Annotated in this window: 23 protein-coding genes and 1 tRNA gene; 7 read left to right on the top strand and 17 right to left on the bottom strand. The window is 74.8% G+C overall.

Translation table 11 applies throughout. The annotated features are described in order from the left end of the window. Positions 1-29: 29 nt before the first annotated feature. Entirely contained in the window at positions 30-290 is a 261-nt protein-coding gene (locus ACI79P_RS05755; protein WP_456580070.1) for a hypothetical protein, read from the bottom strand. 184 nt (positions 291-474) lie between these two features. On the opposite strand from ACI79P_RS05755, the gene ACI79P_RS05750 reads away from it, so the two are divergent. Next, positions 475-1,440, top strand: a complete 966-nt coding sequence (locus ACI79P_RS05750; protein WP_456580069.1) for a glucosyl-3-phosphoglycerate synthase — start codon at positions 475-477, stop codon at positions 1,438-1,440. Between the two features lie 50 nt (positions 1,441-1,490). Next, positions 1,491-2,357: a glycerophosphodiester phosphodiesterase gene (locus ACI79P_RS05745; RefSeq protein ID WP_456580068.1), complete on the top strand. Its 867-nt coding sequence runs from the start codon at positions 1,491-1,493 to the stop codon at positions 2,355-2,357. Positions 2,358-2,497: 140 nt separating this feature from the next. On the opposite strand, the gene ACI79P_RS05740 is transcribed toward ACI79P_RS05745, so the two are convergent. The 6 genes from ACI79P_RS05740 to ACI79P_RS05715 form a co-directional block, all read right to left on the bottom strand. Continuing rightward, positions 2,498-3,175, bottom strand: a complete 678-nt coding sequence (locus ACI79P_RS05740; protein ID WP_456580067.1) for an HAD family hydrolase — start codon at positions 3,173-3,175, stop codon at positions 2,498-2,500. Between the two features lie 45 nt (positions 3,176-3,220). Continuing rightward, a complete protein-coding gene (locus ACI79P_RS05735) occupies positions 3,221-4,336 on the bottom strand; it encodes an NDMA-dependent alcohol dehydrogenase (RefSeq protein ID WP_456580066.1) in 1,116 nt (371 codons plus the stop codon). Between the two features lie 205 nt (positions 4,337-4,541). Next, positions 4,542-5,135 (bottom strand): TetR-like C-terminal domain-containing protein, encoded by a 594-nt coding sequence (locus tag ACI79P_RS05730; protein WP_456580065.1) that lies wholly within the window; start codon positions 5,133-5,135, stop codon positions 4,542-4,544. Between the two features lie 133 nt (positions 5,136-5,268). Continuing rightward, positions 5,269-5,601, bottom strand: coding sequence for a hypothetical protein (locus ACI79P_RS05725; RefSeq protein WP_456580064.1), 333 nt, complete (start codon positions 5,599-5,601; stop codon positions 5,269-5,271). A gap of 14 nt (positions 5,602-5,615) precedes the next feature. After that, positions 5,616-6,506: a 1,4-dihydroxy-2-naphthoyl-CoA synthase gene (locus ACI79P_RS05720; RefSeq protein WP_456580063.1), complete on the bottom strand. Its 891-nt coding sequence runs from the start codon at positions 6,504-6,506 to the stop codon at positions 5,616-5,618. A 56-nt stretch (positions 6,507-6,562) separates the two neighbouring features. Then, positions 6,563-7,039: an NUDIX domain-containing protein gene (locus tag ACI79P_RS05715; RefSeq protein WP_456580062.1), complete on the bottom strand. Its 477-nt coding sequence runs from the start codon at positions 7,037-7,039 to the stop codon at positions 6,563-6,565. 160 nt (positions 7,040-7,199) lie between these two features. Between ACI79P_RS05715 and ACI79P_RS05710 the strand changes: the two genes are divergently transcribed. From ACI79P_RS05710 to ACI79P_RS05695, 4 genes are read left to right on the top strand one after another with little or no spacing between them, the layout of a single operon-like run. Then, positions 7,200-7,658, top strand: a complete 459-nt coding sequence (locus tag ACI79P_RS05710) for a MaoC family dehydratase (protein WP_456580061.1) — start codon at positions 7,200-7,202, stop codon at positions 7,656-7,658. A gap of 6 nt (positions 7,659-7,664) precedes the next feature. Continuing rightward, positions 7,665-8,237, top strand: coding sequence for an LOG family protein (locus tag ACI79P_RS05705; RefSeq protein WP_456580060.1), 573 nt, complete (start codon positions 7,665-7,667; stop codon positions 8,235-8,237). A gap of 50 nt (positions 8,238-8,287) precedes the next feature. Continuing rightward, on the top strand, positions 8,288-9,223 hold the full coding sequence (locus ACI79P_RS05700) for an alpha/beta fold hydrolase (protein WP_456580059.1): 936 nt from the start codon (positions 8,288-8,290) through the stop codon (positions 9,221-9,223). 28 nt (positions 9,224-9,251) lie between these two features. Beyond that, positions 9,252-10,373: an NAD(P)/FAD-dependent oxidoreductase gene (locus ACI79P_RS05695; protein ID WP_456580058.1), complete on the top strand. Its 1,122-nt coding sequence runs from the start codon at positions 9,252-9,254 to the stop codon at positions 10,371-10,373. 8 nt (positions 10,374-10,381) lie between these two features. Here the strand turns inward: ACI79P_RS05695 and ACI79P_RS05690 are convergent, their stop codons facing one another. The 7 genes from ACI79P_RS05690 to ACI79P_RS05660 form a co-directional block, all read right to left on the bottom strand. Continuing rightward, positions 10,382-11,233, bottom strand: a complete 852-nt coding sequence (locus tag ACI79P_RS05690; protein ID WP_456580221.1) for a hypothetical protein — start codon at positions 11,231-11,233, stop codon at positions 10,382-10,384. Between the two features lie 351 nt (positions 11,234-11,584). After that, the gene (locus ACI79P_RS05685; RefSeq protein ID WP_456580057.1) at positions 11,585-13,849 is read right to left on the bottom strand and encodes an immune inhibitor A domain-containing protein; all 2,265 of its coding nucleotides are present in this window, start codon (positions 13,847-13,849) and stop codon (positions 11,585-11,587) included. 370 nt (positions 13,850-14,219) lie between these two features. Beyond that, positions 14,220-14,307 (bottom strand) — tRNA-Ser (locus ACI79P_RS05680). A 199-nt stretch (positions 14,308-14,506) separates the two neighbouring features. After that, the gene (locus ACI79P_RS05675; protein WP_456580056.1) at positions 14,507-15,373 is read right to left on the bottom strand and encodes a F510_1955 family glycosylhydrolase; all 867 of its coding nucleotides are present in this window, start codon (positions 15,371-15,373) and stop codon (positions 14,507-14,509) included. Positions 15,374-15,521: 148 nt separating this feature from the next. Continuing rightward, entirely contained in the window at positions 15,522-16,172 is a 651-nt protein-coding gene (locus ACI79P_RS05670; RefSeq protein WP_456580055.1) for a DUF305 domain-containing protein, read from the bottom strand. A 103-nt stretch (positions 16,173-16,275) separates the two neighbouring features. Continuing rightward, a complete protein-coding gene (locus ACI79P_RS05665) occupies positions 16,276-16,767 on the bottom strand; it encodes a hypothetical protein (protein ID WP_456580054.1) in 492 nt (163 codons plus the stop codon). Between the two features lie 77 nt (positions 16,768-16,844). Further along, on the bottom strand, positions 16,845-19,160 hold the full coding sequence (locus tag ACI79P_RS05660; protein WP_456580053.1) for a heavy metal translocating P-type ATPase: 2,316 nt from the start codon (positions 19,158-19,160) through the stop codon (positions 16,845-16,847). Between the two features lie 355 nt (positions 19,161-19,515). On the opposite strand from ACI79P_RS05660, the gene ACI79P_RS05655 reads away from it, so the two are divergent. Beyond that, positions 19,516-20,580, top strand: a complete 1,065-nt coding sequence (locus ACI79P_RS05655; RefSeq protein WP_456580052.1) for an alpha/beta hydrolase fold domain-containing protein — start codon at positions 19,516-19,518, stop codon at positions 20,578-20,580. Positions 20,581-20,746: 166 nt separating this feature from the next. Here the strand turns inward: ACI79P_RS05655 and ACI79P_RS05650 are convergent, their stop codons facing one another. The 3 genes from ACI79P_RS05650 to ACI79P_RS05640 are packed head-to-tail and all read right to left on the bottom strand — an operon-like array spanning position 20,747 to position 22,947. After that, positions 20,747-21,598, bottom strand: a complete 852-nt coding sequence (locus ACI79P_RS05650) for an ABC transporter ATP-binding protein (protein WP_456580051.1) — start codon at positions 21,596-21,598, stop codon at positions 20,747-20,749. A gap of 30 nt (positions 21,599-21,628) precedes the next feature. After that, on the bottom strand, positions 21,629-22,402 hold the full coding sequence (locus ACI79P_RS05645) for an ABC transporter permease (protein ID WP_456580050.1): 774 nt from the start codon (positions 22,400-22,402) through the stop codon (positions 21,629-21,631). Beyond that, positions 22,399-22,947, bottom strand: a complete 549-nt coding sequence (locus ACI79P_RS05640) for an ABC transporter permease (RefSeq protein WP_456580049.1) — start codon at positions 22,945-22,947, stop codon at positions 22,399-22,401. Before ACI79P_RS05640 ends, ACI79P_RS05645 begins: the two co-directional genes overlap by 4 nt. Between the last annotated feature and the right edge of the window lie 334 nt (positions 22,948-23,281).

Raw genomic sequence — 23,281 nt, 5'->3', positions numbered from 1 at the left:
CGGTACGCCGCGCGACCTCCCCGCGGACCTCAGTTCTGCGCGCCGCCTCCGCTGCGCGGCGGCGCACCGTCGTCCCCCCGGCGCCCGTCCGCCGGGGGCGGACCGGTGGAGGCCAGGCGGGCGGCCTGCGCCCGGCGCTGGGCGGACCGGCGCAGCAGCACCTGCGCCTGGGAGGCATCGGCGGTCCGGTGGGCCCGTTCGGCCAGGACGTCGGCGGTCTCCAGCAGGAGCGCGACCCGCCGCCGGTCCTCGCCCCCCACCTGCGGTCCGGGCAGCTGACCTGGGGTCATGCCCGCATCGTGGAGGAGGCCCGGCCGCCCCGCGACTCGGCGCCACCCCGCACCGGCACCCGATCGGGTGACCGTCCACGAGCCCCGGCCGCTGGAGGCGTCACCGGGAACGTCCGCGTGACGGGCCGGTGAACAGCGGCGCCGCTCCCTGGTGCGCTCTCCCGGCCTGACCCACAGTGTGTGGGTGAGACCCGACGCCCGCGCCTGGTTCGCCGACCGCACGTCGACCGCGACCTCCCTCGACGCGATCGACGTCGATGCGCTGCTGCGGGCGAAACGGCGCGGCGGGCACCGGGTCAGCGTCGTCCTCCCCGCCCGCAACGAGGAGGCGACGGTGGGCCGGCTCGTCGCCGACCTGCACGCCCACTGGGTGCGCGGCGTCCCCCTCGTCGACGAACTGGTCGTCGTCGACTCCGACAGCACCGACGCCACCGCCGCCGTCGCCCGGGCCGCCGGCGCCGAGGTCGTCGCCACCACCGACGTGCTGCCCGCCGCCGGCACCCGCCGCGGCAAGGGCGAGGCGCTCTGGAAATCGCTGGCCGCCACGACCGGCGACCTCGTCGTCTTCCTCGACGCCGACCTGCTGGGCGACGTCGTCCACTACGTGCCGGGCCTGCTGGGGCCGCTGCTGGCCGACCCCCAGATCGCCTACGTGAAGGGCTGCTACACCCGGCCGCTGGAGGTCGGGGACACCGTGGTGCCGGCCGGCGGGGGCCGGGTCACCGAGCTCACCGCCCGGCCGCTGCTCAACGCGCTCTGGCCCGAGCTCGCCGGGATCGTGCAGCCGCTCGGGGGCGAGTACGCCGGCCGCCGCTCCGCGCTGGAGCAGGTGCCGTTCGTCTCGGCCTACGGCGTGGAGGTGGGGCTGCTCGTCGACCTGCTGCGCCTGGGCGGGCTCTCCTCGCTGGCCCAGGTCGACCTCGGCGAGCGCCGGCACACCTCGCAGGACGTCGAGGCGCTGGGCGAGATGGCCGGGCAGGTGGTCGCCACCGTGCTGGCCCGGGCCGCCTGCGCCGGTGAGCCGAGCGGGCTGCTCACCCGGTTCCGGCGCGACGGCACGGGGTTCGTGCCCCGCAGCAGCGCCGTCGCGGTCGACGAGCGCCCGCCGATGATCACCGTCGCCGAGTACCGGGCGCGACTGGCCGTCTGACCGCGGCACCCGTCGTCGCGAGGGCCGTCCCGCACGGGGAAGATCGCTGTGTGCCGCACGACCGCTCCACGCCCCCGCACCCGGTGACCGGCCCCGAGGTCGTCGCCCACCGCGGGGCGACGGCGGAGGCGCCCGAGCACACGCTGGCCGCCTACCGGCACGCCACGGTCATCGGCGCCGATGCGGTGGAGTGCGACGTGCGGATGACCCGCGACGGCGTGCTGGTCTGCGTCCACGACCGCAGGGTCCGCCACACCTCGAACGGCCGCGGCGTCGTCTCCGCCCTGGACCTCGCCGAGCTGGAGCAGTTCCGGTTCGGTGCCCGGCGGGCGCGGCGGATCCGGGTGGAGGACGACGCGGTCGCCGCGGACGAGCCCGACGTCGAGAACGGGCGGGTGCTCACCCTCGACCGGCTGCTGGAGTACGTCTCCGCGACGCCGGGCAGCGTCCGGCTCGCCATCGAGACCAAGCACCCGACCCGGCACACCAACCGCGTGGAGCAGGAGCTGGTGCGCTCGCTGCGCCGCTACGGCCTCCTGCAGGGCGACCGGCCGGCGCAGTGGGGTGGGCGGCCGGCCTTCCGGGTGATGAGCTTCTCCCAGCTCGCGGTGCGCCGCGTCCACGCGCTGGCCCCCGGCGTCCCGACCGTGCAGCTCATCGGCAAGCGGCTGCGCGCCGTGCGGACCGAGCTACTGGCGGGCGCCGCGCACGGCGTCGGCCCCGGGGTCGCGCTGGTGCGGGCCGACCCGGGGTTCGTCGCGCAGGCGCACGCCGCGGGCAAGGAGGTCCACGTGTGGACGGCGAACACGCCCGCCGACATCGACTTCCTGGTGGGGCTCGGGGTCGACGCCCTCATCACCGACCGGCCGGACGAGGCGCTCCGCCGGCTGGGCCGCGGGACGACCCCTGCCGCCTGAGGCACCCGCCCGCCGGCACCGGGCAGGTCCACCCGGGCACGGTCAGTCTCTGCCCACCGGGCGTGGGCAGAGCGCCAGCGTCCGCCGGACCCTCGCTCACCCCGGGCGCGGGCCCGGAGGTCGCGGGCGGGCGGGCCTGATCAGGCCGGGGCGGTGGAGAGGTCGAGGCGGTCCAGCGCGGCGGCGAGGTCGCCGGGGGTGTCGAAGACGTCGAGAGCCCCCGCCCCGCGCAGCTCGTCGTCGCCGAACCCGCCGGAGCGGACCACGAGCGCGGGCATGCCGGCGTTCTTCGCGGCCTCCACGTCGTAGACCGAGTCCCCCACGACGACGGCCGGCGTCGACGCCGGCTCACCGAGCTTCCGCAGGGCCACCTGCAGGAGGTCGGGCGCGGGCTTGCTCGACTCGACGTCCTCGCTGGTCGTCCACGTCTCCGCGAGGTCCCGGGCGCCCAGCAGGTCGAGGAAGTGGTCGACGTGCTGCGCCTTGCCGGAGCTGGCCAGCACGACCCGATGACCGCGGTCGCCGAGGGCGGTGAGCAGGTCGCGGGCGCCCGGCAGGGCAGCGACCTCGTCGATGAGCCGGTCGAACTCGACCACCCAGCGGTCACGCGACTCCTGGCCGATGCGCTCCTCGACGTCGTCCCCACCCAGGGCGGCCGGCAGGCGGTCACCGCCCATGCCGATCAGCCGGTGGATGCGCCAGACGGGGAACGTCTCGTCCAGCGACCGGAAGGCCCGGTACCACGCGAGGGCGTGCTGGTAGTTGCTGTCGACGAGGGTGCCGTCGACGTCGAGGACGGCGATGCGGAGGTCGGTCACCCTCCCGGGCTGCCCACGCGCGGCACGACCGAACCCCGCCCCGCCTCAGCGCGAGTGGTCGAGCAGCCCGCGGACCGTCTCGCCGGCGGCCTGGTCGCGGTAGCCCTGGTTCACCTCGTCGAGCGCGTAGCGGCGGGTGATGAGCCCGTCCAGCTCCAGCCGGCCCTCCTCGTGCAGCCGCAGCAGCCGGGGGATGTCGGTGAACGGGTTGCACGAGCCGAACATCGAGCCCTGCACCCGGTGCTCGAACACCGTTGTGACCTGCCCGTTGAGCGTCGCCCGGCCCTCGTCGGGGCGGTCGGCGAGCGCGGTCAGCACGAGGGTGCCGCCCTTGCCCAGGCACGCCGAGGCTGCCTTGAACACCTCGCCGGTCATCTTCCCCACCGTCACGACGACGACGTCGGCGCCGGTGCCGCGGGACAGCTCGCGGGCCAGGCCCACCGCCTCACCGGCGTCGGCGACCGTGCGGGTGGCGCCCAACGACTCGGCGAACTCCCGCTTCATGGCCACCGGGTCGACGCCGATCACGTGCATCGCGCCCGCGTGCACCGCGCCCTGCACGGCGTTGACCCCCACCCCGCCGAGGCCCACCACGACCACCGTGTCACCGGGCCGGACGCCACCGGAGTAGACCGCCGAGCCCCAACCGGTGGGCACGCTGCAGGCGACCAGGGCCGCGGTGTCCAGCGGCAGCCAGGGGTCGATCCGCACGCAGGAGAACTCGCTGAGCAGCGTGTGCCGCGCGAAGGCGCCGATCATGCAGAAGCCGCCCAGCGGCTCGCCGTCGAGGCGGTAGGGGAACGTGCCGGTGGGCAGCTGACCGGTGGCGATGGTGGCGCCCTTGTCGCAGAGGTTGGACCGGCCGGAGGCGCAGAACCGGCAGTGCCCGCACGCGGGCAGGAAGCTGGTGACGACGTGGTCTCCCGGCGCCACGCCGGCGACGCCCGCGCCGACGGCCTGGACGACGCCGGAGCCCTCGTGCCCGCCGACGATCGGGTAGCGCCCGCCGGGGTTGGCGTGCCGCAGGTGCTCGTCGGAGTGGCAGAGGCCGGCGTACGCCATCTCGACCAGCACCTCGCCGGGTCCTGGGTCCAGGACCTCCAGGTCCACGACCTCGTACTCGGTCCCCGCCTCGCGCAGCACCGCAGCTCTCGTCCGCACCGGGCGGCCCCTCCTCGCAGTCGTCGTCCGGGGCGCCCCGGCCCTCCGCGGGGGTCGACCCGCGGCCATCGTGCCTGGTGGGCCCGGACGTTCGGCGCACACCCCCGGCGCGGCCGGGCCCGGGCATACCGCTCGGTCGGTCGTCCGGGCGAGACACCACGACGGTCACGGCGGCCACCTGGCTCGCTGACCCGGCGGAAGGGGCTCAGACGGCGACGGCCTCGCCGACCGGCCGCATCAGCGGCAGCAGCACCTCGTCGGCGACGAACTCGACCTGCTCGGCGGTCAGCGGCTCGGCCATCCGGTAGCGCTGCCACCAGAACGCCTCGAGCACCGAGGTGAGCAGCCGCAGCCGCTCCAGCCGCACGGGCTCCCCGCGCTGCTGGGCGCGCTCCCCGAGGGTCTGGACGGCGGCGGCGAGCGGGCGCACCAGCGCCTCGTCGAGCCCCGCGCGCAGCTCCTCGTCGTGCCGGGCCGCGCCCACGAGGCTGGCCACGGCGCGCTCCTGCCGGTCCAGCGGGCGGGTCCAGCGGTCGGTGATCAGACCCAGCAGGTCCGCGCGCAGCGAGCCGGCGTCCTCGGGGACGACCACCAGTTCGAAGCGGCTCACCGCCGCCCGGGCCATCGCCGCCATGGACGGCCAGCGGCGGTAGATGCCGGCTTTGCCGGCGCGGGCGCGGGCGGCGATGCGGTCGCTGTTCAGCCGACCCCACCCCTCGTCGGCCAGGATGTCGACGGCGACGGCGAGCAGCTGCTCGGACAGCTCCGGGCTCAGCGGACGCCCCGGCGTGCCGCTCACGACGCCGTCCCGAAACGGCTAGTCATATGCACCGGGACATACTCACCCGCGAACGGACCCACCACAACGATCTCGATCATCTGGGTGTGGCCGACTTCTCTCCGCAACCGCCGGGCGGACCCGACCGCGCTGCTCAGGCGCCCGCGGCGCTCTCGACCTGAACCTTCAGCTTCGCGCCGTCGGCGGAGAGCCGGCCCCGCGCGCGGGCGCCGGCGACCATCTCGTCCCACCGCGTGTTCCAGTCCGGCGCCGTGGCGCGCGGCTCGGCCGCGGCGCGCAGCGCGGCGACGTCCAGCACCGCCGTCTCGGCGTCCTGGAGCCGGCCCAGGCCGGACCGCTCCAGCGCCTCGGCCGCCTCCTCGTCCGTGACGGCGCCCAGGGCCAGGTGCATGCTGCCCAGGTCGTCGACGTCGACCACCCGCGCCTCGGGGCGCTCGTCGGCGCCCGTGACCACCTCGACGATCATTCGGTCCTCCTCGGTCAGACGTGCCAGGGGAAGCGGGTGAAGTCGGGATCGCGCTTCTCGAGGAAGGCGTCCCGGCCCTCGACGGCCTCCTCGGCCATGTAGGCCAGCCGGGTGGTCTCCCCGGCGAAGATCTGCTGGCCGACCAGGCCGTCGTCGATCAGGTTGAACGAGTACTTGAGCATCCGCTGGGCGGTCGGGCTCTTGGCCACGATCGTCCTGCCCCACTCGAGCGCGGTGCGCTCCAGCTCGGCGTGCGGCACGACGCGGTTGACCATGCCCATGGCGTGCGCGTCGGCGGCGGTGTACTCCTCGCCGAGGAAGAAGATCTCCCGGGCGAACTTCTGGCCGACCTGCCGCGCCAGGTAGGCCGAGCCGAAGCCGCCGTCGAAGCTGCCGACGTCGGCGTCGGTCTGCTTGAACCGGGCGTGCTCGGCGCTGGCCAGGGTCAGGTCCGAGACGACGTGCAGGCTGTGCCCGCCGCCGGCCGCCCAGCCCGGGACGACGCAGATGACCACCTTGGGCATGAAGCGGATCAGCCGCTGCGCCTCGAGGACGTGCAGCCGGCCGCTGCTGCGGCCCTTGTCGTGCTCGTAGCCGTACCTCCCGCGCACCCGCTGGTCGCCGCCGGAGCAGAACGCCCAGCCGCCGTCCTTGGGGCTGGGCCCGTTGCCGGTCAGGATCACGCAGCCGACGTCGGTGGACAGCCGGGCGTCCTCCAGCGCGGTGATCAGCTCGTCGACGGTCTGCGGCCGGAACGCGTTGCGCACCTCCGGGCGGTCGAAGGCGATGCGGACGACGCCGGCGTCGACGGCCCGGTGGTAGGTGATGTCGGTGAAGTCGAAGCCCTCGACCGGCGCCCACGCGGAGCTGTCGAAGATCTCGGAGACGTCGTCGCGGGCGCTCATGCGCCGAACCTAACCCTCGGGGACATCGGCCCGACGATGCCCCGTGACCACGGGTTCTACGCGCCGTCGCCGGCGAGGAGCGGCCGCAGCCGGTCGAGCGAGGCGGCCAGGCCCGGGTGCAGGGCCACCGCGGCCAGCCCCGCCAGCGGCACCCACGCCACGCCGTCGCTCTCGCCGTCCAGCCGCAGGTCGACCGCCTCGAACGGGCGCACCGGCCGGGCGAGCACCGTCGTGTAGGCCCAGCCCCCGTGGTCGTCGACGGACCTCTCGCCCAGGACGAGGTCGTCGGCGCTGAGCCCCAGCTCCTCACCCACCTCGCGCAGCGCGCCGTCCGCGGGCGACTCCCCGACGTGCAGCGCTCCTCCCGGCGTCCCCCACGTGCCGCCGTGGTGGGACCACCACGCCCGGTGCTGCAGCAGCAGCTCGACGCCGTCCGGTCCGTCGCGGTGGATCAGCAGGCCGGCCGCGCCGGCCCGCCCCCAGTGGCGGTGCCCCTGGCTGCAGGCGGTCCAGCCGTCGGTCGAGGAGAGCACGACGGCCAGTGAACCCGGTCGCGCGCCGCCGCGCCGCCGGGCCGGGTCAGGAGGTGTCCCGCGGGAGCTCGCGCTCTGCCCCGCCGGGGTGGGCAGAGCGCTATGTGCCCAGGACTACGTTGCGGGGAGGCACCCACGTCCGACGGAGGAGCGCACACCGATGAGCACCACGACGACCATGGCCGAGCTGAGCGGGCTCACCGGCACCGAGCTCGGCACCAGCGACTGGCACGAGGTCACCCAGGAGCACGTGGACCAGTTCGCCGAGGCGACCGGTGACCACCAGTGGATCCACGTCGACGTCGAGCGGGCGAAGAAGGAGAGCCCCTTCGGCGGCCCGATCGCGCACGGCTACCTCACGCTCTCGCTGCTCGCCTCCCTCTCGGGGCAGGTCCTCGCCGTGACCGACACGGTGATGGGCGTCAACTACGGCCTGAACAAGGTGCGCTTCCCCTCTCCGGTGCCGGTGGGCTCGCGGGTGCGGCTGACCGCGACCCTGAAGTCGGTCGAGGAGGTCACCGGCGGCCTGCAGGTGACGCTCGGCGCCGTGATCGAGCGCGAGGGCGGCGACAAGCCGGTCTGCATCGCCGAGCCGGTCTTCCGCTACTACGGCGGCTAGACCCGGGTGCGCATCGCCGTCTTCACCGGGTCGCACGCCGGCCCGCCGACCCACCAGGAGGCCGCCGCGGCCTTCGCCACCGGGCTGGCCCGGGCCGGCGTCGGCATCGTCTACGGCGGTGGCCGCGTCGGGATGATGGGCGTCGTCGCCGACGCCGCCCTCGCCGCCGGCGGGGAGGTCGTGGGCGTGATCCCGCAGCACCTCGTCGACGACGAGCTCGCCCACCCGGGGCTCCCCCGCCTCGAGGTGGTCGCGACCATGCACGAGCGCAAGGCGCTGATGGCCGACCTCGCCGACGGCTTCGTCGCCCTCCCCGGCGCCGCGGGCACCCTCGAGGAGCTGTTCGAGGCGTGGACGTGGGGGATGCTCGGCCTGCATGCCAAGCCGGCCGCGCTGCTGGACGTCGACGGCTTCTGGCAGCCGCTGCTGGCCCAGCTGCGGCGCATGGTCGACGACGGCTACCTCGACGCGGGCCGGCTCGACGCGCTCGGCGTGGTGGGCGACGCCGAGGGCCTGCTGCGGTTCACCGCGGCCTACGAGCACCCGCCGCGGAAGTGGACCGCGCCCTCGTCGTCCTGACCTGCGCAGTCGTAACCCCGTGGCAACACGGTCCGTGGTGCACTGGGCCGATGGCACCCCGCCTCGTCCGCCAGTCGCGGATCGTCCACGGGCACAAGCGGGCCTTCCTCCTCGCCGGGGAGGGCCCGCCGCTGCTGCTGCTCCACGGCATGGGGAACAACTGCCAGACCTGGGCCGGGGTCATCGACCGCCTCGCCCGGTCCCACACCGTCATCGCCCCCGACCTGCTGGGGCACGGCGACTCGGACAAGCCCCGGGGCGACTACTCCATCGCCGCCTACGCCAACGGGATGCGCGACCTGCTCTCGGTGCTCGACGTCGAGCGAGCCACCGTGGTCGGGCACTCCCTCGGCGGCGGCATCGCCCTGCAGTTCGCCTACCAGTTCCCCGAGCGGTGCCAGCGGCTGGCGCTCGTGGGCAGCGGCGGGCTCGGACCGGAGCTCTCCGCGGGGCTGCGGGCCGCCACCCTGCCCGGCGCGGAGCTCGTGGTGACCGCCCTCGCAGGCGTCTCCGGCCCACTCCGCAGCGGCCTGCGGGTGGTCGAGACGGTCGGTCGCGCCGCGGGCTGGCGCCAGGTCGGCGACCTCGCCGAGGCCGTCGACGCGCTCCTCGCGCTGCAGGACGTCGAGGCGCGGCGGGCGTTCCTGCGCACCCTGCGCGGGGTGGTCGACGTCCGCGGCCAGGCGGTCACCGCGCTCGACCGGCTCTACCTCGCCGACTCCGTGCCCATGCTGGTCATCTGGGGTGGCCGCGACCCGATCGTCCCGGCGCAGCACGCCGAGACCGTGCGCACCGCCGTCCCCTCGGCCCGGGTCGAGGTGTTCGAGGACGCGGGGCACTGGCCGCACCTGGACGAGCCCGACCGGTTCTGCGAGGTGCTGCTCGACTTCATCGCCACCACCGAGCCGGCGGACCATGACCTGAACAGCTGGCGGCGGCTGCTCTCGCAGAACTGGGACGGCGTCCCGCGCCCGGTCGCGCGCTGACCAGCGGCCCTCACCTAGCGTCGGGCGGGTGGAGCACTGGGACGTCGTCGTCGTCGGGGGTGGACCGGCCGGCGCCGCCGCCGCCCTGGCCGCCCGGCGGGCCGATCCGGGCAGCCGCGTCCTGGTGCTCGACCGCGCGGACTTCCCCCGCGACAAGGTGTGCGGCGACGGCATCGCCGCCGAGGCGCTCGACGTCCTCGCCGGGCTGGGCGTGGACCCGGCCACCGTCACCGACGGGTTCCCCGCCGTCCCGCGGCTGCGGCTGACCTCCCCGCGCGGCACCACGGTGGAGCGGGCCACCGAACGCCCCTCGCACGTGATCCCCCGCGCCGTGCTGGACGCGCGGCTCGTCGCGGCCGCCCAGGACGCCGGCGCGGTGCTGCGCCGGCACCAGGTGCGGCAGCTCCGGCTGCTCCCCGACCGCGTGGAGGTGGACGGGTCCGTCACCGCCGGGGTGCTGATCGGCGCCGACGGCGCGGAGTCGGTGGTCCGCCGGGCGGTGCGCGTGCAGCAGAACCCGCCCACCCGGCTCGCCGTCGCGCTGCGCGGCTACGCCCCCGAGCTGCCGGGGCAGGCCGGGGTCCAGGTCATCGTCACCACCGAGCAGCGCTGGCCCGCCTACGCCTGGTCCTTCCCGATCGGCGACGGGCGGGCCAACGTCGGCTACGGCGAGCTGGTCTCCGGCGGGGCGACCCGGGCGGGCCTGGAGGAGGGGCTGCGCCGGCTGCTGCCCGGCGTCGCGCCCGACGGCCTGCGCGCCCACCGGCTGCCGCTGAGCACCGGCCGCCCCCGGCAGCCCGACGGGCGGGTGCTGCTGGCCGGCGACGCCGCGTCCCTGATCAACCCGCTCACCGGCGAGGGCATCTTCTACGCGGTGCTCTCCGGCGCCCTGGCCGGAGCGGCGGCCGCGGCCGGGGCGGGAGCCGGGGCCGCCTACCGGCGGGCGCTGGGCCGCCGGCTGGGCCGGCACCTGCGGCACTCCTCGACGGCGTCCTGGCTGAGCCACCGGCCGGCCCTCGTCGACGCGGTGCTCCGCTCCGCCGGGGCGCGGCAGCCGGTCTTCGACGACGTGGTGCGCCTCGGCCTGACCGACGGCCGGCTCACCCTCCGGGCGCTCGCCGGAGCGGCGCGCCACCTGCCCGGCACCTAGGCCGCAGGTCAGCGCAGCGCGGTCACCAGAGGGATGCCGGAGGCGCCGTAGGTCTGCACGACGAAGCCCAGCTCGGCGAGGGTGTCGGCGAGGGCGGCGTCCATGACCTCCTGCACCGCCTCCAGCGCCGCGTCGCCCCGCGAGCGCTGCACGCCCATCCGGTCGTGGGTGCGCCAGCTGACCAGGACCCCGCAGGAGGCGGTCTCGGGCACCAGGCAGACCCCGCCCCCCGTCCCGGCGCCCGCGGCGTCGTGCAGCGGCAGCCCCGCCTCGACCAGCGCGGCGGCGACCTCCACGACCAGGGTGGTCAGCGGGTCGGTGTCGGTCAGCAGCGCGTCCCAGTCCTCGGGGAGCCGGTCCAGCTGGTCGCCGAGCTCGGCCAGCCAGGCGCGGTCCGCCGGAGAGGGGCGGGGGGCGATGCCGCCGTCGGCGCGCGGGGCCCCGAAGACGGAGACCGCCACCAGCCCGCCGGCCAGCGCCGCCCAGTCGGCGTCGATCCGGTCCTCGAACGGGCCGGCCAGCACCTGCGCCGCCTCGTCGACCAGCCACCAGCCGTGCCCGGCGCCCGGGGCGGCGACGGCGACGCGGGCCGGGGCGGGGGCCTCGGCGGCGCGGACGGCGACGGCGACCCCCTGGGGGCGCGGCTGCCCCTGCCCGCCGCCGGCGGGAGCGGCGGCGACGCGGCGGCCGGCCGGGTGGGTGCCCGAGGCGCGCGCCGCGGCGCGCTGGGCCTGCTCGCCGGCGACGGCACGGGCGTGCTCGTACCGGGCGGTGGAGCTGGTGCCGAGGGCGACCACCACCGCGGTGCAGAGCAGGAAGCCCAGCACCGTCGCGGCCGGCCACAGCAGCATCGTGCCCATGATCACCAGGGGACTCCTCCGTGCGCGCGTCGCGGCCGGGGAAGTGCCGCGATCACGGCAGAAGCTACGGCTGTCCCGACTCCCCGTCGGGGGGTTCGACGCCACTCCGGAAGGCCCGTCACCCGATCGTTGCGACCGGCCCCCCGATGGGGCGGTCACCCCTCGTCCGGGTCGCCGCCATGTCGACTTCGAACCCGCTGACCAGCGCGGATGCCCCCGGTGCGACCTCGGTCACCCCGATCCGGCCGCCGGTCCGGCATGTCGCCGGACAGGCCCGCGGCGCACGGCGTCCCGGGACGCGGAACGGCCCGCCGGCGGGTGCCGGCGGGCCGTTCGCGTGGTGCCAACGGGTCAGTTGACCCGGACCTGCATGAGGGCACCCGCGGCGCTCATCCCGGTGACGGTGATCGTCGTCCCGGTCTTGGGCACGTCGACGCCGGTCCAGCCGGTGGCGTCGGGCTGCTCGCCCGGCGCGACCCACCAGTCCTTGGTGTCGTCGAAGGTGCGCACGGCCGGGAGGCCGCCGACCTTCTGGCCGACACCGGTGTCCGGGTCGTGGAGGGTGATCTTGTCGGTCGCCTGGAGTCCGAAGGTGGAGTCGTAGGACTGCACCCGCGCGCGCCAGCTCTCCCCGTTCGTGCGGTCCTCGCCCTCGTCGTCGGTCGGCTCGTAGAGCAGGCCCGGGTGGGCGTCGACCGGCAGGACCAGGCCCGCACCGGGGTGGGTGCCGACGTTGTTGTCGTTGTACTGGGTGTTCCAGTAGCTGATCAGCAGACCGTCCTGGTACGGGAAGTGCTCCACCCAGTTCGGCCGGCGCGGGTCGCCGAAGTTGTACGGCCCCGTCTTCAGCCCGGTGTCGTAGCCCGTGTAGGCCCGGTTCTCCAGGATGTAGGCGTTGAAGTACGAGTTCGTCGTCGTCCCGGTGGTCACCTCGAAGCCGTCCAGCGTCCACTCGGTCACCGCGACATCGTCGACCGCCACGGCGTCGACCTGCAGGCCCGGCTCGGTCGCCGCGCCGTCGGTCCAGTAGCGGAAGCCGATCTGCGCGCCGTCGGGCACGCCCGCCAGGCTCGCCGTCAGGTCCACCCACTCGCCGTCGGTGCTGCCGGTGATGCCCTGGCCGAAGTTCTGGCCGTTGGGGTCGGTCGTCGTCGACAGGTTCGTCGGGATCGAGGTGAAGGAGTTGCCGCCGTCGGTGGAGTAGACCGCGTAGGCGTAGTCCCAGTCCTGCTCGATCTGGTACTTGACCTTGGCGGTCAGCTCACCGGCGTCGACCGGCTTGGCGGCCAGCATGCTGTGGTCGAGGTTGTCCCCCGAGCCCGAGTACCAGAAGTCCTCGCCCTCGAACGGCGTGCCGATCTCGGTGGTGATCTCCCTCTCCGGGAGGACGACGACGGCGGCCTGGTTCTCCTTCGAGTTGTAGGCCGACGGGCCGAGGCGCAGGTCGGCGCTCGCACCCGGATCCACGACCTCGTAGTTCAGCCAGCCCAGCTGCAGCTTCTCCCAGGCGCCCATGTGGATCGGCTGGGTGCCGATGCCGTCCTCGGGGCGACCGGAGTTGCCGTAGGAGCCGGAGCTCATCAGCGTCCAGAAGGCGGTGCTGTTCTCCGCGCCGCCGCTGTTGCCCGAGGTGTCGTAGAGGTCGGGCAGGCCGAGGTCGTGGCCGAACTCGTGGGCGAAGACGCCGACGCCACCGTTCTCGGGCTCGACGGTGTAGTCACCGATCCAGTACTTCGAGCCGCCGACCGGCGTGCCGCCCAGCGGGTTGACCGCACCGTTCACGGTCGGGCCGGCGGTGCCGACCCGGTTGGTCTGGTTGTACCAGCGGTGGCTCCAGATGGCGTCGTCGCCGAGGACGCCGCCGCCGACCTCCTCGCCCTCGCCGGAGTGCACGGCCTGGAAGTGGTCGATGTAGCCGTCGGCCTCGTCGAAGTTGCCGTCGCCGTCGGAGTCGTAGCGGTCCCAGACGTCGAACTGCGAGAGGTACTGGTCGATCTGCTCGGGGGTCTGCCCCGCCGCGATCTGCCGGTCGTACCAGGCGTTGACCGAGTCGTTGACGAAGGCCCAGACGGCGCTGTCGCCCAGGTCGTTGTCGCCGTAGGAGGCGCCGGTGCCCGGCACCCGCACCCAGTCCTCGACCTCACCGGTGACGGTGTAGCGGCCCGAGGAGAGCTGCTCGTAGAAGTTCGCCACCGAGTTGACGCCGGGGGCGCTGCTGTAGAGCAGGGTGTCGAAGTACCCCTGCGAGAAGTCCTCCGTCCAGATGGTGCTGTTGTCCACCGACCGGTCCGGCTGGGGGATCGAGTTGTGCGGCAGGTCGCTGAACTCGCCGAGGACGGTCCAGATCGCGTCGCTGTCCTCCTGGGCCAGCTCGACGTAGCGGCCACGGGCCACCTCGACGACCTTGTTGTCGCCACGCGGCGTGGCCTGCCCGGTGAGGACCTGCTCGAGCGCCTCGGCGCGCAGCTGCTGCTGCGTCTCGGCGAGCGGGTTGGGCAGGTCGTGGGCGCGCTGGGGGGTCGCGGGCGCGCCTTCAGCGGGGGGTGCGGCGGAAGCCGTCACGGGAACCGCCATGACCAGGGCGGCGCCGGCGACGACGGCCAGAGCTCTCTTCAAGGATGCGTCTCCTGGGTCAGAGGAAGACCGTCCAGCCGACCGGCGGGGGGCCACCGGCGGCCCTCTCGGGCGGTCGGCCGGGACGTTAGGTGAGCCTCGCAACCCTGTCCACACAGCGGTACGGACCGGTCACGCACCGGAGCGTGACCGAGCGTCAGCGACTGCCGCAGCGACCTGGCTCTTTACCCTTGCGAAACAGTTTCGGATGCGCCGGAAACGGTTCTGCGGCGTCTCACGTACTGGGACGCAGAGCGCCGGTCTGAGACGTTCGACACATCTACGGCCGGGCGGCACGGGCTCGGGAGCAAGGCACCGCCCGGACCCACGAATCGTGGGTCGGGCGTCCGGGATGTCCTGAGACATCACACTGCGGAGGGCGTGGGATTCGAACCCACGAAGAGGGGTTACCTCTTAGCGGTTTTCAAGACCGCCGCCATCGGCCACTAGGCGAGCCCTCCTCCGGGCTCCTGACCTGCGACTCTGCGCGCGGGACAGGGGATCGGCGATGTCGACGGTAGCAACGCCGGTCAGGTCACGGCCACGGAAGGCAGGACATGCACCACTGGGCCGTCACCTCCGTGCCGTCCACAGGCCAGGACCAGAGGCCCGAGGGCTCGGCGCTGCGCGACTGCCCGACCGGCTGACCGGTGCCGGGACTCAGGCCGACAGCACCGCGGTGAACGTGGCGCCGCCGTCGGTGGACTCCAGCAGGCCGTTGTCGGTCACCACGAGGACGCGCAGGTCGCCGTCGTCGGTGGTCGCCGCGACCGCCTGCGGCGTCCCGTCCAGCTGCCCCTGCTGCACCCAGTTGACCGCGCCGCCGGTGCTGGTCCACACCGCCCCGTCCGGTGTGACCCCGACCGCGGCCGTACCGTCGCCGGACCAGGTGACCACCTGCAGCAGCGGCACGTCGTCCACCGGCGCCCACGTCGCTCCGGCATCGGTGGAGCGCAGCAGCCCCGCGCCGGTGGTGGCGAGCACCTGGCCGTCGGGGGCAGCGGCGAGGGTGTGCGGCTCGGCCGGGATGGCCAGCGGCTCCCAGGTGGTGCCGTCGGTGGTGCGGCGCAGCGTCCCGTCATAGCCCAGAGCGCCGCCGCCGGGCAGAGCGGTGAGGGCGTGGAAGTCCGACTCGCCGGCGCGCGACAGCGGCGTCCAGGTCTCACCCCCATCGGTGCTCTCGATGAGCCCGACCGGGTTGGGCAGGTCGGTGCGCAGCCCGGGGTGACCCGAGGCCAGGTAGTGGTCGGGACCGACGACGGTGAACCCCATGAGGTCGATGACCGGGCCGACGGCTGCCGGCCCACCGTCGGCGTCGACGGTGATCAGCCCTTCGTGGGTGGCCAGCAGCAGTGCACCGTCGCCGGGGTCGACGGCGACGGCGTGCACGTGCGCGGTCGGCAGGGTGCCGGTGGTGTCACCGGCCGTGGGGGGCGCAGCGGGGGTGTCGGTGGCCGCGCAGCCGGTCAGCGGGGTGAGCAGGACGGCGCCGGCGAGGGCGGCACGAGCGGTGCGGCTCGTGGGCATGGTGGAACTCCAGGGTGGTGGTGCAGGGGCGGACGGGGTGGGGGTGGGGGGGGGGGGGGGGGGGGGGGGGGGGGGGGGGGGGGGGGGGGGGCGCCCGGGCCCCCCCCCCCCCCCCCCCCCCCCCCCCCCCCCCCCCCCCGCGGCCGGGTCAGCCGCCGAGCTCGGTGAGCAGTTGCTGCATCTCGGCGATCTCGGCGTTCTGGCTGTCGCGGATGGACTGGGCCAGCGCGAGCGCCTCGGCGTTGCGGCCGGCCGCGGACTGCTCGGCTGCCATCTCCACCGCGCCCTGGTGGTGGACGATCATGCCGGACAGGAAGAGACGGTCGAACTCAGCGCCGGTGGCGGACATCAGCGCGTGCATGTCGTCCGCCGACATCATCCCGCCCTCGCCGTGGGGCATGCCGCCGTCGCCGTGGTCCATGCCGTCCATGCCGTCGTCCATGTGACCGCCGCCGGCGTCCCAGTCCTGCAGCCAGCCGGTCATCGTCTGGATCTCGGGGTCCTGCGCGGCCTGGATGCGTGCGGCCAGGTCGAGCACGCGAGGGTCGGCGGCGCGCCCTTCGGCCAGCTCGGCCATGGCGATGGCCTGCCGGTGGTGGGGGATCATGCCCTCGGCGAAGGCGACGTCGGCGTCGTCGAACTCGGCCTGCTCGGCCGAGGAGCCGGCCGAGGAGGCACTGCCGTTCATCATCGAGCCGTGCCCGCCGGCGTCGGTGTCGTCGGCGCAGCCGGCGAGGACGAGTGCGCCGGTGAGCAGGGCGGCGGTGAGGCCGGTCAGGCGTGCGGCGGTGCGGGTCATGGTGGGTGTCTCCTGGAGCTGCGGATGTGGGCCGGTGGGCATGCGCGTGCACCGCCGCCGGGCCAGCACGGTCGCTGGAGGCGGGGCGGTGGCGGCGGTCGGCCTAGATCCGCAGCAGGCAGAGGGAGTGCAGGTCCGGCGGGCGCAGTGGCGCGAGGCCGGTGGAGGTGTGCGTGCGCAGCCGCGCCCACGCCGCCGGCAGCAGCGTCAGCAGGCGGGGCAGCAGCAGGGCGAGCAGCACCGCCAGCCCGGCGGCGAGCACCGCCAGGCACAGCGCCCACAGGTGCCCGCCCGCTCCGGCCGGCGCACTGCCGTGGTCGGCGGCGACCAGGCCGACCGGCGGGGCGGCGGCGACCATCGCGGCGGCGCCCTGGACGCTGCCGTGCTCACCGGCGTGGGCGCTGCTGTGCGCCTCGTGGCCGGGGCTCACCGGGCCGGTGTGCAGGCCGCCCTCGAGCAGCCCGGCGGGGGCTGCCGCGACCGGAGCGACGCCGTGACCGGCTGGGTGCTCGGTGCCGGCGGTGGTGCACTGCAGGCCGTGCATCGCGAAGACGGCGGCCAGCAGCAGCAGCGCTGTCCATCCTCGTGCCGCCATGCCCACCCCTTTCCTCCGCGAGGCTACGACGCCCGCGATGGCCGGCCGCCGGGGCGGTGCCCGGCGGCCGGCCCCGGTCAGCGCCGGCCGGCGATGGTCGGCTCCGCGGCCGCCCCGGAGCGCCGGGCCGGGGCGGCCCGGCCGGCGGCGACCTCGGCGACGCTGGCCTCCGGGCGCAGGTCCAGCCGCCGCAGCAGCTGGGCGTTGGAGGCCACCACCACGGTGGACAGGCTCATGAGCAGCGCGCCGACCTCCATCGGGAGGACGAACCCGATCGGGGCGAGCACCCCGGCGGCCAGCGGGACCGCGATCAGGTTGTAGCCGGCGCCGGCCCACAGGTTCTGCTGCATCTTGCGGTAGCTGGCCCGGGACAGCCGGATCACCGACACCACCGCGCGCGGGTCGGAGGAGGCCAGGATGATCCCGGCGGAGCCGATCGCGACGTCGGTGCCGGCCCCGATCGCGATGCCCACGTCGGCGCGGGCCAGGCTCGGGGCATCGTTCACGCCGTCGCCCACCATGGCGACCGCCCGGCCCTGCTGCTGCAGGGCGGCGACCTTCGCGGCCTTGTCCTCCGGGCGCACCCCGGCGAACACCTGGTCGATGCCCAGCTCGGTGGCCACCGCGCGGGCGACCGGCTCGGCGTCGCCGGTGATCATGACGACGTCGACGCCGAGCGCGTGCAGCGCGTCGACCGCATCCCGGGACTCCGGCCTGATCTCATCGGCCAGGGCCAGCGCGCCGGCGACGTGCCCGTCAACGAGCACGTGCAGCACCGTCGCGCCGTCGGCGGCCCACGGCCGGGTGTCGGGCAGCGGGGTCAGGCCGTGCTCGGTCAACAGGTTCGGGCCGCCGACGGCGACGGTGTGCCCGTCGACCGTGGCGGTGACCCCGACCGCGGCCGACGCGCGGAACTCCGCCGCCGGGGACACGGGCAGGTGCCGCTGCCGGGCGGCGGCGACGATCGCGCGGGCCAGCGGGTGCTCGCTGTCGGCCTCCGCCGCCGCGGCCAGCGCCAGCACCTCGTCGTCGGTCCGGCCGACCCCGGTGACGTGGGTGACCGCCGGCTCCCCCTTGGTCAGGGTGCCGGTCTTGTCGAAGAGCACGGTGTCGACGGTGCGCATCCGCTCCATCGCCCCGCGGTCCTTGACCAGCACGCCGCCCCGCGCGGCCCGCTCGGTGGAGATGGACACCACCAGGGGGATGGCCAGGCCCAGCGCGTGCGGGCACGCGATGACCAGCACCGTGATCACCCGGACCAGCGCGCTGTCCGGCGCGCCGTAGAGGCTCCACACGACAGCGGTGACCGCCGCGGCCCCGACGGCGAACCAGAACAGCCAGCCGGCCGCCCGGTCGGCCAGCAGCTGCGCGCGCGTGGTGGAGGACTGCGCATCGGCGACCAGCCGCTGGATGCCGGCCAGCGCGGTGTCCGCTCCCACCGCCGTGACCCGCACCCGGATCGCGGTGTCCGTGGCCACGGTGCCGGCCACCACGGTGTCCCCGACGCCGCGACGGACCGGCCTGGACTCACCGGTGATCATCGACTCGTCCACCTCGGCGGTGCCGTCGACGACGTCGCCGTCGGCCGGCACCCGCCCACCAGGACGGACGACCACCACGTCGCCGACGGCCAGCTCGGCCGGGGACACGGTGACCAGGTGGTCGCCGACGACCTTCTCCGCCTCGTCGGGCAGCAGCGCGGCGAGCGAGTCCAGTGCCGAGGAGGTCTGCGCCAGGGAGCGCATCTCCAGCCAGTGCCCCAGCAGCATGATGACGACGAGCAGCGCCAGCTCCCACCAGAAGTCCAGCTGGTGGGAGAGCACGCCGACCGTGGCACCCCAGGACGCGACGAACGCCACGGTGATGGCCATGCCGATGAGCAGCATCATCCCGGGCTTGCGGGCCCGGACCTCCCCGACCGCTCCGGTGAGGAACGGCCGGCCGCCCCAGACGTAGATGACCGTCCCGAGCACCGGGGACACCCACTCCCGGCCGGGGACGTCGGGCAGCGTGTAGCCGACGATGTCGGCGAACATGCCGCTGAGCAGCACCGTCGGCACCGCCAGCGCCAGCATGAGCCAGAACAGCCGGCGGAACATCGCCACGTGGTCACCGCCGTGACCGCCATGCCCGCCGTGCCCCGCGTGACCGCCGTGACCGCCATGCCCGCCGTGCCCCGCGTGCCCGCCGTGGGACGCGCCGTGGCCGTCGGGAGTCGAGCCGGCGGCGGCGCGCAACGGGTCCTCCACGTCCACGCGGTTGTCGCCGGCGGCGACCGGCAGTCCCTGTCCGTGCGTCGGCCCACCACCGTGGCCGTGGCCGTGGTGGTGGCCGGCCACTGTCGCCTTCGGCGCCGCCGCGTAACCGTCCGGGCGGCTCGTCGGATCTGACATGACCTTCTCCTCTGCCTCGCACTCCTCCACCGACCAGCCGCCGGACCCCGCCGAAGAAGTGCGGGGAGGCGGCTCGGGTGGCCTGCACCGCCACGAAGGCTATACCCCCGTGGGGTATTCCACCAGAGTCCTGCTCTCCGGGCTCGCAGCCGACGGCGAGATGCGGGAAACCGGGCGCTGCGGGCCCTGCCAGCGCCCGATCCGCCGTCTCTCGACCGGCTCCGCCACGCCCTCCGCAGGGCGTTTCCGGGCAGCGGAAGGTCTGCTTCGTCAACGCCCCGCCGTGTGTCTAGCGTCACAGCCGCTCAGTCTCCGCACCGGCGACAACGCCCCCACTGAACGGAGCTCGACACACATGCGCCCTACCGCACGCACCGCCCGGAAGGGCCTCGCGGCCGGCTGCGGCCTCGCCGCCGCGCTGGCCGTCTCCCTCGCCGCCCCGGCCCACGCGGCCCCGCCGTCCGAGCCCACCGTCGTGAGCGACCTCGCCTACGGCCCGGCGTCCCCGGGCAACCTGCTGGACCTGCACCTCCCGGACGCCCGCGGGAAGGGCGGCCTGCCGCTGGTCATCTGGCACTCGGGCTCCGCGTGGTTCAGCAACGACGTCAAGACCGGCGGGCAGGCGCTCGACGTCGTCGAGGAGTTCACCGGCCGCGGGTACGCCGTCGCGGCGATCAACGTGCGCTCCAGCGTCGACGCCCGCTTCCCGGCGCAGGGCCACGACGTCCGCGCCGCCGTCCGCTACCTGCGGGAGAACGCCGACCGGTACGGCCTCGACCCCGACCGCTTCGCCTTCATGGGCAATTCGTCGGGCGGCTGGTCGGCGGCGTTCGCGGCCACCACGAGCGACGTCCTGGAGCTGCCCGGCGAGACGGGCGTGGACGGGACCTCCAGCGCCGTCCAGGTGGCCGTGCCGTTCTTCCCGCCGACGGACTTCCTGTCCATGGACGCCTTCGCGGAAGAGAACGACCTCCCGATGCAGGAGGGCATCTACCCCCACGACGCACCGGACTCCCCGGAGAGCCGGCTGATCGAGTGCCCCGGCGAGGTCTTCCCGACCCAGCTCGTGAGCATCCAGGACTGCCCGGCGGAGACCGAGGCGGCCGACCCGAGCAGCTACATCGAGGGCGACGAGATCCCGATCTGGGTGCTCCACGGCCTGGCCGACCCGCTGCTCCCCTACAACCAGAGCCAGCTCGTCTACGACACGACGACGGCCGCGGGGAACGAGGCGCGGTTCACCCTCGTGCCGGGCGCCGGCCACTCGGTCGACGACATCATCGGCGCCCGTGAGTCGACGACGTGGCTCACGAACGCCTTCGGTCGCGAGCGGGTGGTCCACCGCGCCGGCCCGAGCTGGCACGACATCGACCGGTTCCTGCGCAGCGGCTTCGCCCAGGCGGAGCGCGCCGGCCGCTGACCCCGCGAGAGACGGCGAACGGGGCCCCGGCACAGCTGCCGGGGCCCCGTTTCGCGTGTCTCGCCCCGGGCCCGCAACCCGACTTCGGGGAAAGCGGGCGCCCGAACGCCCGCCAGGGGCCGACTTCGCGGAAGTCGGCCCCTGGAAGTCAGCCCCTGCGGAGCGGTCAGAACCCCGAGTGGTCGGGGGCGGCGGGCGCGGGGCCGGACACCGGGCCGGCGGCCACGGGCTGCGCGGCCTCCGCGGCCTCCTTCTCGTCCTTGGCCCGGTGGATCTGCTCGTAGACCCGCGCCCGCAGCTCGGCGAACCGCGGCGAGGAGCGGGTGGTGAGCTGGTCGCGCTCGTCGGGCAGGTCGATGACGAGGTCGTCGCGGATGACCGTCGGCGAGTTGGACAGGATGAGCACCCGCTGGCCGAGGTAGACCGCCTCGTCGATGTCGTGGGTGACGAACAGCGTGGTCACCTGGAAGCGGTGCCACAGGCTCCGGATGAGGTCCTCGAGGTCGGCGCGGGTCTGCGCGTCGACGGCGGCGAACGGCTCGTCCATGAGCAGCACGTGCGGCTCGTAGGCGACCGCCCGGGCGATGGCCACCCGCTGCTGCATGCCGCCCGACAGCTGCCACGGGTAGGCCGCGTGCGCCTCGGCCAGGCCGACGGCGGCCAGCGACTCCTCGACCAGCTCCGTGCGCCGGGCCGATGCCAGCTTCTTCTGCTTGAGCGGGAGCTCGACGTTGTCGCGCACGGTCATCCAGGGGAAGAGGCTGCGCCCGTACTCCTGGAAGACCACCGCCATGCCCGGCGGCGGGCCGTTCACGACCTCGCCCTCCATGCGGACCTCACCGGAGGTGGGCTCCAGCAGGCCGGACATGATCTTCAGCAGCGTCGTCTTGCCGCAGCCGGAGGGGCCGACCAGGCAGGCCAGCTCGCCCGCGGGCAGGGTGAACGTCAGGTCGCGGACGGCCTCGACCGTGCGGTCCTTGCTCTCGTAGACCTTCTTGATGCCACGGACGTCGAGCACGGGGGTTCCCCTTCCGGGAAGTCGAGGAGGTCAGGAGGAGCGCTGGGCGCGGCGCAGGCCGTGGTACCAGGCGAGCTGCCGGCTCTCGACGAGCCGGAACAGCAGCGACAGCAGGAAGCCGAGCAGGCCCAGCATGAGCATCCCCGCCCAGGTCTCCGGGATGGCGAAGCTGCGCTGCGCCTGGACGACCGCGTACCCGAGCCCGTTGCTCGCGGCGAACAGCTCGCTGATGACCATGAGGATGATGGCGACCGAGAGCCCCTGGCGGAGCCCGGCGAAGATCTGCGGGCTGGCGCTGGGCAGCACCAGGCGCCGCAGCCGCGACCAGCCGGTGAGGCCGTAGACGCGACCGGTGTCGCTGAGCACCTCGTCGACGGCGCGCACGCCCTCGACGGTGTTCAGCAGGATCGGCCACATGCAGCCGAAGGCGATGACGACGATCTTCATCCCGTCGCCGAGGCCGAACAGCAGGATGAAGATCGGCACCAGCACCGGCGGCGGGATGGCCCGGAAGAACTCGAACACCGGCTCGGTCAGCGCCCGCACCGTGCGCGAGGTGCCGATCAGGACGCCGAGGGCCAGGGACACCACGACGGCGAGCGCGTAGCCCGCGGCCAGCCGGTAGAGGCTGGGCCAGACGTCGGCGGCCAGCCGGGGGCCGAACCACTCCTCGACCAGGCTGTCGAGGATCTCCGACAGCGGCGGGAAGAAGAAGCTCGTGCTGCCGGCGCTGGCGAACCACCAGGCGGCGAGCAGGATCACCGGCAGGCCGAGGGTCATCGCGACCCGGCGGAGCACGCTCACGCCGCCACCTCCGCTCGCTGGGACGGGTGCCACGACAGCGCCCGCCGCTCGATGGCCCGGAAGACCAGGTTGACGATCACGCCGAGGATGCCCGTGGTCACGACGATCGCGTACGCGGCCACGACCGCGCCGCTGCTCTGGGCCGTGGCGAGCAGCTGGCCCAGCCCGGGCGTGCCGATGACCAGCTCGGCGGTGACCGCGAGGATCAGCGCGACCGCCGCGCCCAGGCGCAGGCCGGTCATGACGTAGGGCAGCGCGGTGGGCCAGGTGACGTGCCGGACACGGGCCCAGGGGCCGAGCCCGTAGGCGCGGGCGGTGTCCTGGGCGACGGGGTCGACGTCCTGCACCCCGTAGAGCACCTGGATGAGGATCTGCCAGAACGAGGCGTAGACGACCAGCAGCAGCTCGCTCTCCAGGTCGTTCCCGTACAGCAGGACGGCGATCGGGATCAACGCCACCGACGGGATCGGCCGCAGGAACTCGATGGTGGACGCGGAGAACTCCCGGGCGAACCGGAAGGTGCCCAGCAGCAGCCCCAGCAGCACGCCGGCGACCGCGGCGATGGCCAGGCCGATCGCCCAGCCCTTCAGGGTCTCCAGGACGGCGGTCCAGAACTCCGGGCGGCCGAACTGCTCGACCAGCTCCGCCCCGATCTCCGACGACGGCGGGAACCAGCGGCGCGGGACGAGCCCGATCCGCGGGGCGATCTCGACCAGCGCGACGAGGGCGACCAGCCCGAGCAGCCCCAGGACCCAGGCCGGGACGGGCCGGGGGGGGGGGGGGGGGGGGGGGGGGGGGGGGGGGGGGGGGGGGGGGGGGGGGGGGGGGGGGGGGGGGGGGGGGGGGGGGGGGGGGGGGGGGGGGGGGGGGGGGGGGGGG

The organism is Blastococcus sp. SYSU DS0510 (assembly GCF_054050835.1).
This window is presented reverse-complemented; position numbering and strand designations above follow the sequence as displayed.

What these genes read in the sequence shown, in the direction of transcription:
- ACI79P_RS05725 (WP_456580064.1), bottom strand. Translation starts at nt 5,601, where the DNA reads ATGATCGTCGAGGTGGTCACGGGCGCCGACGAGCGCCCCGAGGCGCGG.
- ACI79P_RS05755 (WP_456580070.1), bottom strand. Translation starts at nt 290, where the DNA reads ATGACCCCAGGTCAGCTGCCCGGACCGCAGGTGGGGGGCGAGGACCGG.
- ACI79P_RS05660 (WP_456580053.1), bottom strand. Translation starts at nt 19,160, where the DNA reads ATGTCAGATCCGACGAGCCGCCCGGACGGTTACGCGGCGGCGCCGAAG.
- ACI79P_RS05720 (WP_456580063.1), bottom strand. Translation starts at nt 6,506, where the DNA reads ATGAGCGCCCGCGACGACGTCTCCGAGATCTTCGACAGCTCCGCGTGG.
- ACI79P_RS05665 (WP_456580054.1), bottom strand. Translation starts at nt 16,767, where the DNA reads ATGGCGGCACGAGGATGGACAGCGCTGCTGCTGCTGGCCGCCGTCTTC.
- ACI79P_RS05710 (WP_456580061.1), top strand. Translation starts at nt 7,200, where the DNA reads ATGAGCACCACGACGACCATGGCCGAGCTGAGCGGGCTCACCGGCACC.
- ACI79P_RS05655 (WP_456580052.1), top strand. Translation starts at nt 19,516, where the DNA reads ATGCGCCCTACCGCACGCACCGCCCGGAAGGGCCTCGCGGCCGGCTGC.
- ACI79P_RS05670 (WP_456580055.1), bottom strand. Translation starts at nt 16,172, where the DNA reads ATGACCCGCACCGCCGCACGCCTGACCGGCCTCACCGCCGCCCTGCTC.
- ACI79P_RS05690 (WP_456580221.1), bottom strand. Translation starts at nt 11,233, where the DNA reads ATGGGCACGATGCTGCTGTGGCCGGCCGCGACGGTGCTGGGCTTCCTG.
- ACI79P_RS05700 (WP_456580059.1), top strand. Translation starts at nt 8,288, where the DNA reads ATGGCACCCCGCCTCGTCCGCCAGTCGCGGATCGTCCACGGGCACAAG.
- ACI79P_RS05675 (WP_456580056.1), bottom strand. Translation starts at nt 15,373, where the DNA reads ATGCCCACGAGCCGCACCGCTCGTGCCGCCCTCGCCGGCGCCGTCCTG.